Origin of the sequence: Mucilaginibacter sp., assembly GCF_035492695.1 — a bacterium.
Classification (GTDB): Bacteria; Bacteroidota; Bacteroidia; order Sphingobacteriales; family Sphingobacteriaceae; genus Mucilaginibacter.
In genome coordinates this window covers 171872-185164 of sequence record NZ_DATJJC010000026.1, presented here as the reverse complement: position 1 = coordinate 185164, position 13293 = coordinate 171872, and the positions used below count along the sequence as shown (strand labels likewise).

General features: G+C 47.1%; 11 protein-coding genes. 6 read left to right on the top strand and 5 right to left on the bottom strand.

The window, feature by feature from the left end; genetic code table 11:
• Positions 1–161 precede the first annotated feature (161 nt).
• A complete protein-coding gene (locus VL525_RS15880) occupies positions 162–1040 on the bottom strand; it encodes a neutral zinc metallopeptidase (RefSeq protein ID WP_325388020.1) in 879 nt (292 codons plus the stop codon).
• A 169-nt stretch (positions 1041–1209) separates the two neighbouring features.
• A complete protein-coding gene (gene gltX / locus VL525_RS15875; protein ID WP_325388019.1) occupies positions 1210–2730 on the bottom strand; it encodes a glutamate--tRNA ligase in 1521 nt (506 codons plus the stop codon).
• Between the two features lie 319 nt (positions 2731–3049).
• Here gltX and VL525_RS15870 point away from each other — a divergent pair, with 319 nt between their 5' ends.
• The 3 genes from VL525_RS15870 to VL525_RS15860 all read left to right on the top strand — a co-directional run bounded on the left by VL525_RS15870 (position 3050) and on the right by VL525_RS15860 (position 5467).
• Positions 3050–3412 (top strand): endonuclease domain-containing protein, encoded by a 363-nt coding sequence (locus tag VL525_RS15870; RefSeq protein WP_325388018.1) that lies wholly within the window; start codon positions 3050–3052, stop codon positions 3410–3412.
• A 347-nt stretch (positions 3413–3759) separates the two neighbouring features.
• Entirely contained in the window at positions 3760–4968 is a 1209-nt protein-coding gene (locus tag VL525_RS15865) for a HAMP domain-containing sensor histidine kinase (protein ID WP_325388017.1), read from the top strand.
• Positions 4958–5467 (top strand): DinB family protein, encoded by a 510-nt coding sequence (locus tag VL525_RS15860; RefSeq protein ID WP_325388016.1) that lies wholly within the window; start codon positions 4958–4960, stop codon positions 5465–5467. Before VL525_RS15865 ends, VL525_RS15860 begins: the two co-directional genes overlap by 11 nt.
• Positions 5468–5576: 109 nt before the next feature.
• Here VL525_RS15860 and VL525_RS15855 read toward each other — a convergent pair whose 3' ends face one another.
• The gene (locus VL525_RS15855; protein WP_325388015.1) at positions 5577–5951 is read right to left on the bottom strand and encodes a DUF6249 domain-containing protein; all 375 of its coding nucleotides are present in this window, start codon (positions 5949–5951) and stop codon (positions 5577–5579) included.
• Between the two features lie 333 nt (positions 5952–6284).
• On the opposite strand from VL525_RS15855, the gene VL525_RS15850 reads away from it, so the two are divergent.
• A complete protein-coding gene (locus VL525_RS15850) occupies positions 6285–6866 on the top strand; it encodes an RNA polymerase sigma factor (protein ID WP_325388014.1) in 582 nt (193 codons plus the stop codon).
• The gene (locus VL525_RS15845; protein ID WP_325388013.1) at positions 6863–7381 is read left to right on the top strand and encodes a hypothetical protein; all 519 of its coding nucleotides are present in this window, start codon (positions 6863–6865) and stop codon (positions 7379–7381) included. The genes VL525_RS15850 and VL525_RS15845 overlap by 4 nt, the downstream gene beginning before the upstream one ends.
• Before the next feature lie 530 nt (positions 7382–7911).
• On the opposite strand, the gene VL525_RS15840 is transcribed toward VL525_RS15845, so the two are convergent.
• Both VL525_RS15840 and VL525_RS15835 read right to left on the bottom strand, forming a co-directional pair.
• Positions 7912–10302, bottom strand: coding sequence for a TonB-dependent receptor (locus tag VL525_RS15840; protein ID WP_325388012.1), 2391 nt, complete (start codon positions 10300–10302; stop codon positions 7912–7914).
• A gap of 358 nt (positions 10303–10660) precedes the next feature.
• Positions 10661–11230 (bottom strand): C40 family peptidase, encoded by a 570-nt coding sequence (locus VL525_RS15835; protein WP_325388011.1) that lies wholly within the window; start codon positions 11228–11230, stop codon positions 10661–10663.
• Between the two features lie 204 nt (positions 11231–11434).
• Here VL525_RS15835 and aspS point away from each other — a divergent pair, with 204 nt between their 5' ends.
• On the top strand, positions 11435–13192 hold the full coding sequence (gene aspS / locus VL525_RS15830) for an aspartate--tRNA ligase (RefSeq protein WP_325388010.1): 1758 nt from the start codon (positions 11435–11437) through the stop codon (positions 13190–13192).
• Positions 13193–13293 lie beyond the last annotated feature (101 nt).

Here is a 13293-nt window from a genome sequence, read left to right as displayed (position 1 = left end):
CGCGGCACAGGCAACTAAAATGACGGCGGGCACAGCCGGCGATGACAGTTGTCATTAAATTAAAACAGCATTTAAAGATGGTAAGTGACAGGAGTTTTTGAAGGCCCTAAGTCTTTTTTAAATGCCTACCTCTGATTGCAGACTTCCGGCCTCCTTAAGACTCACTTAAGCTCAGCCGCGGTAAACACGTCGCTTTCGCCTTGCTCAAGGTTGCCGCTGCGGTAGCCTTTATAAAGCTGGTTGGCCCGTTCGCTGATGTCGGCATAGTGGTAGGTATCAATCACGTTCACGTCGTCCTTTTTGTCCAGGTTGTCGCTAACTTCGGTAGCCTGTATAATGGCCAGTTCGGCATCGCCGCTTTCCATGCCTTTCTTCCAGGCATAATGCATAAGTACTCCGGCATAATAGTCGGCCAGCAATTCCTGTTTGTAAAGCAGCTTTTGGTATTCGTCGTTACTCAGGCTGTTGCGCTGGTCCTCAACTTTGTCGGTTATGCCCAGCAACTGTTCTATGTGGTGCCCCGTTTGGTGGGCAATGGTATAATACTGGGCTATGTCGGTAAAAAGCGGGTGTGTTTTTTTCACTGCTTTAAAAAAAGAAAGGTCGATGAACATTTCCTTGCTGTCGGGGCAGTAAAACAAACCTGCGGATGGCAGCGCGGCGCCGCACTCTACCGACGTTATAGTATCCTCAAAAAACTGCAGGGAAGGCGCGGTATATTTTTTACCCATCTTTTTGAACAGGCGGGCCATCACCTCGTTATTACCGGCAATAAGCTGCTCGCTCGATCTTTTGAACGGATCGGCGGCTATTTCGGCTTTTAGCGCAGTTATGCGTTCGGTCTCTGTATTGGCGTTCCCGGAATTGTGGCTTGCACTGAACAAACTGGTTGGGTAGGCGGCTGCTATCAAATAAATTGCCAGCAGCAATAAACCTGCGAAGCTACCCACGAGGGCAAATGCCCGGCGTTTTTCAATTTTGTGATCCTGGTTTTTATTGGGTTTCTCTTTCCCGCCACTTCTTTTTCCAAACCTTTGCATAGCTATCTGTATTTCTGTCGCCCCAAAAACAAAGGATTAAGCAAATTGTTTCAAAGGCGCCTGGTTTTAACCACTTGCAAAGATACGCTAATAGCCATTGCACACAAGTAAAAATAAGATTACATACCTATACGTCAGCTTTTTGTGTAGCGAAGGTTAAGATTTTATCCTAATTTGAAAATGCGGCCAGCGCTTTTTCTATGCGGGCAATGGTTTCCTGTTTGCCCAGCAATGCAGCGATATCAAACACATGCGGCCCGAATTTGCCCCCAACCAGCATAATACGGAAGGGCAGCATCAGTTCGCCGGCTTTAATGCCGTGTTCTTCGGCCAATGCTTTGAACGATTGTTCCAGTTCTTCGCCGGCAAGCCTTTCCGTATTGCCCAGCATGGTCATAAAACCTTCAAAAAAAGTGGTTTTGGCGTCAGTCCATTTCGGTTTAACGGCGGCAAGGTCATATTCCTTAGGCTGCTCAAAAAAGTACGCCGACTGCTGGTAAAAATCCGGCAGCAGCGTACAGCGCTCCTTCACCAGGTCTATTACCTTTAGCAGCAAGGCATCGTCGGTCACAACAACACCCTTTTCTTCTAATATTTTTTTAACTTCAGACTTCAGACGTCCGGCTTCCGACCTTTTTATCCATTCGCTATTGAACCATTTCGCTTTCTCAAAATCGAATTTCGCCCCGCCTTTATTTACACGGTCGATAGAGAACTTTTGCACCATTTCATCCAGCGAAAATATCTCGTCGTTGCTCCCGTCGTTCCAGCCCAGCATCACCAGCAGGTTCAGGAAAGCTTCGGGCAAAAAGCCAAGCTCGCGGAAACCGGGTGTCATCTCGCCTGTCTTTTCGTCGAACCAGTTCATGGCATATACCGGGAAACCCAGCCGTGCGCCGTCGCGCTTGCTCAGCTTGCCGTGGCCGTCGGGTTTTAATATCAGGGGCAGGTGCGCCCATTGCGGCATGGCGTCTTTCCAACCCAGATACTCCCACAGCAGCAAATGAACCGGCGCCGAAGGCAGCCATTCCTCGCCACGAAAAGCATGGGTAATATCCATCAGGTAATCATCAACCACTACAGCCAGGTGGTAGGTGGGCATACCATCGGCCTTCAGCAATACCTTGTCGTCGCTTTCGCCGGTGTTGAAGCTTACATGCCCGCGTATCATATCGTCAAAATAAACGGTCTCCTCCTCTGGCATTTTTATGCGGATCACATGCGGCTCGCCGTCTTTCAGCAACTGGTCTACCTGCGTTTGCGACAACGTTAACGAGTTGCGCAAAGTATCGCGATAAGCATGCCCGTACTGAAAATTAGGTATCTCTTTACGGTTGCGGTCCAGTTCCTCAGGCGTATCAAAGGCATAATAAGCGTGCCCCTGCATTACCAGGCGCTCGGCATATTCGCGGTAAATGACTTTGCGTTCGCTTTGGCGGTAGGGGGCGTAATGGCCGCCTGCCACGGGGCTTTCGTCGGGGATAAGTCCGCACCAGTTAAGGCACTCCATAATATAGTCCTCGGCGCCGGGCACGTAACGGCTTTGATCGGTATCTTCGATACGCAATACAAAATCGCCGCCATGTTTTTTGGCGAACAGGTAGTTGAACAATACCGTGCGTACACCGCCCAAATGCAAACCGCCCGTAGGGCTGGGCGCAAACCTTACTCTTACTTTTTTAGCTGACATGTGGATGCAAAGGTACTTTTTTAGTCGGGAAGTCCGAAAGGTTTACCCCTCCCGGCATCCCCTGGAAACAGGGGAAGAGTTTAATAGTAAAAAACCGGTCTCTCCCTAAATTTAGGCAGAGATGTCGACGTAGGAGACAGAGTGGGTAAAAGAATGTTCTTTTACCCCTCCCGGCCTCCCCTGATTCCAGGGGAGGAGTTTTAATAGACAAAAAACTCTCTCTCCCTAAATTTAGGGAGAGATGTCGACGAAGGAGACAGAGTGGGTAAAAACGATAATGTTATAGCAGTACATCAGGAATTTTTTATAATTTTCGTTTATGAACCCTATCACTGACTTATGCCGCCGGCTTCGGAATAACCCAACAATTGCCGAAAAATTACTATGGAAAGAACTAAGAAAGCGTACCGCCGGAGGCGAGAAATTTCTGAGACAATTTCCAATATTCGTGCCTAATGTCGCAGGAAGGAAAGCTTTTTACATCGCCGACTTTTATTGTGCCCGGCTTAGGCTTGTGATAGAAGTAGACGGGCCAATTCATTTATTAAGAAAGGACTATGATGCCAACCGCGATTTGGTAATGAACGAATTAGGATTTAACATCCTTCGCTTTACCAATGATGAGGTCGAAAATGATGCTAATAAGGTTATGGAAAAGATCATGTTTTACCTGATTGCCTGAATTTACCCCTCCCGGCATCCCATGATTCCAGGGGAGGAGTTTTAATAGTCAACCGCTCTCTCCCTAAATTTAGGGAGAGATGTCGACGTAGGAGACAGAGTGGGTAAAACAACGTTATTTTACCCCTCCCGGCCTCCCCTGTTTCCAGGGGAGGGGTTTTTAAACCGAAACCACAACCAACCAGCTCTCTCCCTAAATTTAGGGAGAGATGTCGACGAAGGAGACAGAGTGGGTAAAAGAACCACGCCCAATCTTCGCACTTATCACAACTTTTCGCTTAATTTGGATAGAATTTAGATATTTAGACTTTCGGACTTTGGCTGACTTCCCGACTTCCGGACTGACCCATGAACCCCTACGCGCAGCAACGACTCTGGAAATACTTCTTACTGGCTTTTGCCCTCGTAATTGCTTTCGGCTCGCTGCTTTATACGGGCTACCTGGTTAAAAACATCAAAAAATCAGAACGTACCCGCGCCGAAATGTGGGCGCTTAGCATGAAGCAGATCACAGCATCGGACGATAACGATTTCCTGAACTATGTATTCACCGTTCGCGATAGTCTTAGCGTTCCGGCAATGATCGTTGACAGGCAGGGCGACATTATTACCACCAAGGGGCTCGATTCAACCAAAACTTATATTAAACTTCCACCTGCACCAGGCGTAAAAAACGCAAAAAAATACGACCCGGCTTATTTCCAGGGCGAACTGGACGCAATGAAATCGGAGCATGAGCCGATAAGCCTTAAGGTTTTCGGTAACGACTGGTATGTTTACTACCACGATTCGTTCGTGCTTACACAGCTCAAAATATTCCCTTACGTGCAGCTTTCGGTCATTGCCATTTTCCTGCTGGTGGCCTATACCGCATTTAACACTTCGCGCAAATCCGAACAGAACCAGGTGTGGGTGGGGCTCGCCAAGGAGACCGCACACCAGCTGGGTACGCCTATCTCGTCGCTGATGGCATGGACCGAACTGATGAAGGAAAAATTCAATGCCGAGGACGATCCCCTGATAGCCGAAATGGAAAACGATATCCAGCGCCTCGAGATAGTAGCCGACCGTTTTTCAAAGATCGGTTCGCAACCGGTTCTGGAGGGGCACAGCGTGTACGATGTGGTAAAGGATTTTGTCGATTATTTTAAAGTAAGGGTAAGCAATAAGATCAGCTTTGAAATTTCGGGCAATCGCAACTTAAGGGCGGGGCTTAATATTCCCCTGTTTGATTGGGTGATAGAAAACCTTTTGAAGAATGCCGTGAATGCGATTGAAAATGCCGGTAGTATCAAAGTGGACATTTCGGGCAGTAAAACACGCAACCAGGTGTATATCGATGTAACCGACAGCGGCAAGGGTATACCGAGGTCTAAATTTGAGACCGTTTTTCAGCCGGGCTACACCACGCGTAAACGGGGTTGGGGGCTTGGCCTGTCGCTTACGCGCCGCATGGTGGAGAATTACCACAGGGGCCAGATATTTGTCAAAGACTCCGAACTGGGCAAGGGCACTACATTCAGGATCGTATTAAAAAGCATTAAAGATGATACATAAACCGCAACCCGGCGAGTACGCGCCGTTCGCCAATACCTACGTTAGCCTGGTGCATACCACCGACGTACTGGAGTTGATGGAGACTTTAAAAGACTCGACCTATAAAATGTTCAGCAGCATGAGCGAACAACTTGCCATGCATGCCTACGCTGAAGGTAAATGGACGCTGAAACAGGTACTGGGTCACATGATAGATACCGAGCGTACATTTGCCTACCGTGCTTTTGTTTTTTCGCGCGACAGCACCGAACTTCCGGGTTTCGACCAGGATATTTACATGAGCAATACCGATTTCAATAGCCGCGCTATCCGCGAACTGGCTGAAGAGTTCAGGCTGGTACGCGCGTCAAACCTCCATCTGTTCAAAGCTTTTACCGAAGAACAGCTATTGCGGGTTGGCATTGCCAGCAACCACCCGGTAACAGTAAGAGCCCTGGTTTATATGACGGTGGGACATGAGCTGCATCATCTGAATTTGATCAGGGAACGATACCTTTAAACGAGGTTAAGGACGAAAGGATAAAGGCGAAAGGATAAAGGCGAAAGGGTAAAGGCCCTGACCACTAGCCAGAACCTTTACCCTTTCACCTTTCTGCTTTTACCCTTTATTACTGATCAGATATTTTATCTGTTTCTTTTTTTTCGATGCGGTATGAAGCGAACAAACCCAGGCCACCGCATATCGCTATCATTGAAAAGTAGATAGCCGGATTGCCGTCGTAATAATCGGTTTTAAAGGCCAGCCTGTCCAGCAGGAATGCAAGGAATAATCCCGAGCCTGCGCCAATAAGCAACATGCCCCATTTTAAAGTCGGGTAAGGGGCTGACTGTGGCTTGTACCTCCGGGGGTCCATGCCGCGTTCTATCATTGCCATTCTTTCGCGTTTATACAGGTAAACTATTCCGAATATCATTGCGAAGAAGCCGAGCGAAATAATAATTCCGCACATGATGCCAAGGTTCGCGGTGTCCATATTTTCCATGATGTTTAATTTTTTTAAGTTAGTATTTTTTTCTCTTTCAAACCACCCTTTTGGTGTATTTGTAAGCTATGACGACATGGTTTTTCGGCAGGTTACACTCTTTTTTTAAAAAAGTTTGCAGTAGGCTGTTTTAAGTTTGCAGTATGGCCTTTAACTTTAATTAATGCCGATTGCTAACTCAAAATTACAAACTAAAATCAAGGCGCCAACGGCAAACCAAGACTGCAAACTAGTAAATATGCCAACTGCAAACTAAAAACTGCAAACTAAATTTAGCTATCTTTACATAAAGCTGTAACCCGTGCACGCGAATAGTAGTCAGAGATGTTGTAAATGCAAAGCAAGCTTTCGGATATTGATTTAATAGAACAAACCCTGGCGGGTAACCAGGCAGCTTATGCCGACCTGGTAAAGCGTCACCAGCGTTTTGTTTTTACGCTTGCCATGCGTTTCAGTAAAAGCCGCGAGGACGCAGAGGAGATAGCGCAGGATTGTTTTATAAAGGCATACCGTTCATTGGCATCTTTTCAAAAGCAATCGAAGTTCAGTACCTGGCTGTATAGTATCGTTTACACTACTGCCATGACCTTCCTGCGTAAGAAAAGAGTGGACACCGATTCGATCGACGATGAGAATACTTATATTCAGCTTGAAAATCATTCGTCGGGGCTGAACAACGATATGGCCGAGACGAAGTCGCGATCGTACTATTTGAACCAGGCCATAGGGCAGTTGCTGCCGGATGATGCGACGATCATCACCCTGTTTTACATGGGCGAACAGTCGCTGGAAGAAATAGGCCAGGCAGTCGGGATGGAAGCCAACACCGTAAAAGTAAAATTATTCAGGGCCCGCCAGCGGCTTAAAGAAAAGCTGGAGAAGAATTTAAAAGGAGAAGTAAAGGAGTTGATATGAACACGATAGAAGAACGACTTTGGAACTATATCGATGGTACCTGTTCGGACGAGGAACGCAAAGCTATTGATATGCTGATCGAACAGGATGCGGCTTACCGGCTTAAGTTTGAGGAGTTGCTGAACTTTGACCAGCAGCTGGTCAAAATGGAAATGGAGGAACCGTCCATGGGGTTCACTTATAAAGTGATGGAAGGCATTCGTGCCGAACACGCCCTGCAGCCGCTCAAGGCGGGTATCAATAAAAACATTATCAAATTCATCGGCGGGTTCTTTATTGTTACTATCACGCTGCTGGTGATCTATCTATTTGCCTCTGTGCCGGTTAGCCATGCCAATTTGTCAAAACCACTGACAGATAATATTAAGCTGCCACAAGGCTTAGATTTTTCAGGATTTAAAAATTACCTGAATGGGTCTGTTATATTGAAGGTATTCTTTGTATTTGATGTTATACTGGCCCTGTTTCTTACGGATGCCTATTTTCGTCGCAAAAAACTATCAAAACAGGTTTAAAATTTGCGAAAGTGTATAGGAAATGGAACACTATGTCACCAAAAATAAACACTAAAAAATGGACATTGAATAGCGCTAAAGCCCAATAAATAATCAGTAAACAAAAAAATAAAGCAAAAGATAATTATGGTATAGTAATTGCGTTATAGTATCTGAACTGGTATCCTACCAGTTTAATTGTGATAAGGTTTAGGTTGAAAGCCCCCAAACAGCAAGTGTGAGGGGGCTTTTATTTTGCCATTGATCTTCCTTTATTCTTAAACATTAATTAAACAAAGACTCTCTTTATTGCTGGCCGCAGAACGGTGGGGAGTGAATGGACCACTTGGACTCACCCGACCCTCTCTCCGCCTTCGGCGCAAAGAGGGTTGGATTATCCTTTTCTCAATTTATTCTGTCTCTACGCAGCGAATAGAGACGGTATTCTAAATCAAAAAAAACAAAAAGGCCCTCTTTATCGTCCGCGATAGAGAGGGTGGTCCAGCGAAGCGTCGACCGGGTGAGTCACCTCACCGAGCGACTCCCCCCTATCAAAACTTTAAATTCAGCGACACCAGAAAATTAGCCGGGGCTTGCGGGAAGTAGTAGTTATAATTAACCACCGTACCGCCCTCAATATCCGGGTACGTGGCTCCATCCGACTGATATTTTTTGCTGAAGATATTATTCACCAGCAAGCCCGCGCCAATCTCTTTGATACCTTTTATTTTGAAAGTATAATTAAGGCGAACATCATTCACCAAATAAGCATCCAGCGACCTGCTTAGGGTCGATGTATTATCCAAATACTGCCGGCTTACATATTTTGTCACAAAGGCGATCTCCGCATTTTTTAAAGGATGATAGCTGATGGTGCTCGACCCGGTAAGGGCCGGAGAATACGCGATGTTCGTTTTCTTGTAGTCGGTTTCGTCTACGCCGCCGGAATCATAGTTCTGCAAAAACCGCTTAAAGTTTTTTAGTTTATTAGTGCTTAAGGTAGCGGTAGCATACCAGCTCAAAGGTTCTGCAATTTTCACGCGCGAGCTTACTTCCACACCCGTGCGGTAGCTGTCTTTAATATTGGTGCGTATAGCTTCGCCCACATCGTCGAGCGCACCGGTAAGTACCAGCTGGTTTTTGTACAGCATGTAAAATCCATTCACGTTAATGCTGAAACCCGGCTGCCCAAAGCGGTACCCCGCCTCAATATCTTTCAGGTTTTCCGGCTTCGGGCGGCTTTGCGGCGATGAGTTAACAAAATCGCTGCGGTTAGGTTCATGGTTGCCTACAGCTACAGACGCATATACATTGCTGTGATCGTTCAGGTTATAAGTTATACCTGCTTTGGGATTGAAAAAGTTCAAACCTACAGCCTGCTGCACATTGTTCAGGTTTTGGTCGAAACCTAAAAAAGAATAATAGATATGACGGTATTGAACGTCGCCGTAAAGCAATACATCTCCCAGCTTATATTCTGCCCGGGCAAAAATATTGAAGTCTGTTTTCTTCGCATTATTACGCGAATATTCATAATCAGGCGGGATATTCGTGCTCTCCTGCGTCCATTCGATGTTGTTGTAATGCCTGCCTTTGTACTCGTTATAAGCGCCACCCAGCGTTAACCCCAGGTCGTTATTAGCCCTGTAATTAAAATTGTAAGTAAGGCCGTAAAAATCATTGCTCAGCCACAGGCGGCGCACCAGGTCCGTCTCATCAACAGTAGTGCCTCCGATAACCACCGGGGCTATGCCGTAATCTGCTAAGGCCTGTTGGTTTTTATACTCCTCGTAGTAACCATCCCCCTTAGTGTAATGCAAGGCCCCGCTGAACGACAATGTACTGCTGATCTGCCGGTCATAAAGCAACTGGTAATAATTCTGCGTATAGTTATCCGTCTGGTTCTTGTAGTAACTATTGCTCGAATTGATGTAGCCCAACTCGTTATACCGGCGGTTGCCACTCTTAACGCTGTCTTCGGGCACGCCGTCCCAGGCCTGGTAGGTTTTCTCATAACCCGAGAATACATTCAGGCGCAGTACGCTGCTTTTGCCATAATAGGCCCCACTCAAAAAGAATGATTTAAGACGTGACGATGCACGGTCGATATAGCCGTCCGAGTTCATCCGCGATAAACGGCCGTCTACGCTGAAATGCCCGCCAAGCAGGCCGGTGCCCAGGTTAACCGTGTTTTTTATGGTGCCGTATGATCCGGCCGAATTATTCAGTTCGGCATACGCCGTATCGCGTCTGGTAGTGGTCTGGATATTGATACTGGCGCCAAAAGCTCCTGCCCCATTGGTGGATGTACCCACGCCGCGCTGCACCTGGATATTATCCACAGACGAGGCCAAATCTGGCAAGTCGACAAAGTACACGCCCTGGTCCTCGGCATCATTCAACGGAATACCGTTCACCGTTACATTGGTTCTTGTGGCGTCAGACCCACGGATACGGATGCTCGTATAACCCACGCCTGCACCGGCATTTGACGTGACCACCGTCGATGGTGTTTGTTCCAGCAGGTACTCAAACCCACGACCGGAGTTATTTTTGTCGATGTCTTTTTTAGTGAGATTAGTGAAGGCAGTTGGCGAATTGTTGGATGCCCTGGTAGCGCTCACGGTAACCTCTTCAGTCATAATGCTGGCGGTAGCCAATTTGAAATTGATGGTGGTGTCGCCTTTCAATAAAACACTTTTTTCGATGGTTTGATAGCCGAGATAGCTAACCTTGAATTGATAGGAACCGCTTTTTGCAATACTTAGGCGATAATTGCCCCCGGCGTCGGTAACGGAATTGGCGGTTGGATTGATGGTAATGGTCGCTCCCGGCAACGCTGAGCCGGTTTGCTGATCGGTAACTTTCCCCGAAACGGAAAGCTGGGCCGTTGCCAGGACAGGCAGCAGCAGGGCGATGAACGCCGCTAATAAATTTTTCAAAATGTGAATTAATAAAATTTGTTAAACCATCTGCACACCAGGGTTGAATGCGCAGTACACTTAACTTTTTACCTCTCCCTACGCCGGCATTACCCGGATCAGGTGTATGTTTGAGTCATTGGTCGTTGGTCGTTAGTCATTGGTCCTTAATGCGGACTTAAGACTTTCGACTCAGGACTTAGTACTTAAACAATGGGTTTGATCTCAGCCTGTCTTTCAGTTTGATCGCTCAAAGCAAGGCACCCCTTGAGAATTATAGGGCAAATATATGTTTTTAGTCCGAAAGTCCGCATAAGTCGGAAAGTGCGGAAGATGGTTGGTTTTTAAGACGATTGATACGGGATGAAATTGAAGAAGATCAGTTCGCCTGGGCTTGGAAAATATCATTTTCCCTCAGCAGCCGCACTACTTTCACAAAGCGGCGTTTATAGGTTCCGTCCATAGTTGTTATGGTAACGCCGTTCTCCTTGCCCGAGGTTGAATGGATGAACGTAAGCTTACCGCCTTCATTGCTGTACACTATCGCCACATGCCCTATGGAGTGCGGGTGATAGCTTTTTGTTCCTTTAAAAAGGATGATATCGCCCTGTCGGGCATCTTCGATACTGATTTCCCTGCCGATGTTTGCATAATCGCCCGAAGAGCGAGGCACATCGGCATCAAAGCTTTTGAATACATAGCTCACAAAACCCGAGCAATCGAAACCCCGCTGCGGATCAGATGCCCCCTCGCGGTAAGGCGTGCCTATCAGCGACTGTGCAAAGTATAGCAGATTGTAGGATGATATCGTGTCGGTAGCGCCATTCAGGTGGAATACCGGCGCTTTAACCCCGATCTTGTGCGTATGCCGCGTTTTACGCGCATGGGCCGTTCCGGCAAAAACCACGCATAAAAGCAAAAGGACTGTCAGGGTCAGATATCTTTTCATTCGGCGACCCTAATATATCCTATTTTGTTTATAATCTTAAAGAACTTCTCAAAAAAGTAAAATTTTTCTACGGCACAGTTGAGTAAATCCGAAAAGATCAAAGGGAAAACCCGTTTAAATAACAACATTGATACTTTCGGACTTCCCGTCTTTCGGACTTTCGGACTAAAAGCCTACTTTTGCAAACTTTTATACCATATAGCTATGTTACAAACACATACACGGACACATACCTGCGGCGAATTAAATATCAGCCACTTAGGCAAATACGTTACTTTATGCGGATGGGTGCAAAAATCGCGCGACCTGGGCGGCATGACCTTTATTGACGTGCGCGACCGTTATGGTTTAACTCAATTAGTGTTCAATACCGATTCGGACGCGACACTGCGCGAAAAAAGCCGCGAGCTTGGCCGTGAGTATGTAATAAAAGTAAGCGGTACGGTAATTGAGCGTACCAGCAAAAATAACAAGATACCAACCGGGGAGATTGAGATAACTGTTGACTCACTGGAGATACTGAATACCGCCAAAACCCCGCCATTCCAGATAGAGGACGAGACTGACGGCGGTGAGGAACTGCGCGCCAAATACCGTTATTTAGACTTGCGCCGTAACCCGATACGCAACAACCTGGTGCTTCGCCATAAAATGGCGCAGGAAGTGCGTAAATATTTGGACGGGCTGGACTTTATCGAGGTAGAAACCCCGGTACTGATCAAATCGACGCCTGAAGGCGCGCGCGACTTTGTGGTGCCAAGCCGCATGAACCCGGGCGAATTTTACGCCCTGCCGCAGTCGCCGCAAACCTTTAAGCAATTGCTGATGGTAAGCGGCTTCGACCGCTATTTCCAGATCGTAAAATGTTTCCGCGACGAGGACCTGCGTGCCGACCGCCAGCCGGAATTTACCCAGATAGACTGCGAGATGGCCTTTATCACCCAGGAAGATATCCTGCATATTTTCGAGGGTTTGACACGACACCTGTTTAAAACCGTTAAGGGTATCGAATTTGAGAAATTCCCGCGCATGCAATATGCTGACGCGATGCGCCTGTATGGTTCCGACAAACCGGATATCCGTTTCGGGATGGAGTTTGTTGAGTTGAATGATGTGGTACAGGGCAAGGGTTTCGGCTTATTTGATAATGCCGAACTGGTTGTCGGTATCAATGCCAAAGGCTGCGCCGACTACACCCGCAAGCAAATTGATGAACTGACCGACTGGCTAAAACGCCCGCAAATTGGCGCCGGCGGCATGATCTATTGCCGCTACAATACCGACAGCACCTTAAAATCATCAGTAGATAAGTTTTATAACGAGGATGAATTAACCAACTGGGCGGCAGCTTTCAATGCTGAACCCGGCGACTTAATGCTCGTATTGGCAGGCCCGGCTGATAAGGTACGCAAACAGCTGAACGAGCTTCGCCTGGAAATGGGCAGTCGTTTGGGCCTGCGTAATAAAGATACCTTCGCACCGCTTTGGGTGCTCGATTTTCCATTGCTGGAATGGGACGAAGAAACCGGCCGTTACCACGCCATGCACCACCCTTTTACCTCGCCAAAACCGGAAGATATTGCCTTATTAGACAGCGCTCCCGGTAATGTCCGCGCGAATGCTTATGACCTGGTGATCAACGGCACCGAAATAGGCGGCGGTTCCATCCGTATCCACGACCGCGACCTGCAGGCTTTGATGTTCAAACATCTTGGTTTTAGCAAGGAAGAGGCACAGAAGCAATTCGGCTTTTTGATGGATGCCTTCGAATTTGGTGCGCCGCCGCACGGAGGTATCGCCTTTGGTTTCGACCGGCTGTGCTCCATTTTTGCCGGACTTGATTCGATCCGTGATGTCATTGCTTTCCCGAAAAATAATTCGGGCCGCGACGTAATGATCGACACGCCATCAACCATCCACGAGGACCAGATGAAAGAGCTGAAAATTAAGACGACCGTGTAATATCCGGCTTGTTTAACACGTAATTAGTCAAAAGAAACAATTGCACGGATCTTTCGTGCATAATTTTCTGCTGAAAATCGAGTTATAAATTCACAAAAACA

What these genes read in the sequence shown, in the direction of transcription:
- VL525_RS15880 (WP_325388020.1), bottom strand. Translation starts at nt 1,040, where the DNA reads ATGCAAAGGTTTGGAAAAAGAAGTGGCGGGAAAGAGAAACCCAATAAA.
- gltX (WP_325388019.1), bottom strand. Translation starts at nt 2,730, where the DNA reads ATGTCAGCTAAAAAAGTAAGAGTAAGGTTTGCGCCCAGCCCTACGGGC.
- VL525_RS15870 (WP_325388018.1), top strand. Translation starts at nt 3,050, where the DNA reads ATGAACCCTATCACTGACTTATGCCGCCGGCTTCGGAATAACCCAACA.
- VL525_RS15865 (WP_325388017.1), top strand. Translation starts at nt 3,760, where the DNA reads ATGAACCCCTACGCGCAGCAACGACTCTGGAAATACTTCTTACTGGCT.
- VL525_RS15860 (WP_325388016.1), top strand. Translation starts at nt 4,958, where the DNA reads ATGATACATAAACCGCAACCCGGCGAGTACGCGCCGTTCGCCAATACC.
- VL525_RS15855 (WP_325388015.1), bottom strand. Translation starts at nt 5,951, where the DNA reads ATGGAAAATATGGACACCGCGAACCTTGGCATCATGTGCGGAATTATT.
- VL525_RS15850 (WP_325388014.1), top strand. Translation starts at nt 6,285, where the DNA reads ATGCAAAGCAAGCTTTCGGATATTGATTTAATAGAACAAACCCTGGCG.
- VL525_RS15845 (WP_325388013.1), top strand. Translation starts at nt 6,863, where the DNA reads ATGAACACGATAGAAGAACGACTTTGGAACTATATCGATGGTACCTGT.
- VL525_RS15835 (WP_325388011.1), bottom strand. Translation starts at nt 11,230, where the DNA reads ATGAAAAGATATCTGACCCTGACAGTCCTTTTGCTTTTATGCGTGGTT.
- aspS (WP_325388010.1), top strand. Translation starts at nt 11,435, where the DNA reads ATGTTACAAACACATACACGGACACATACCTGCGGCGAATTAAATATC.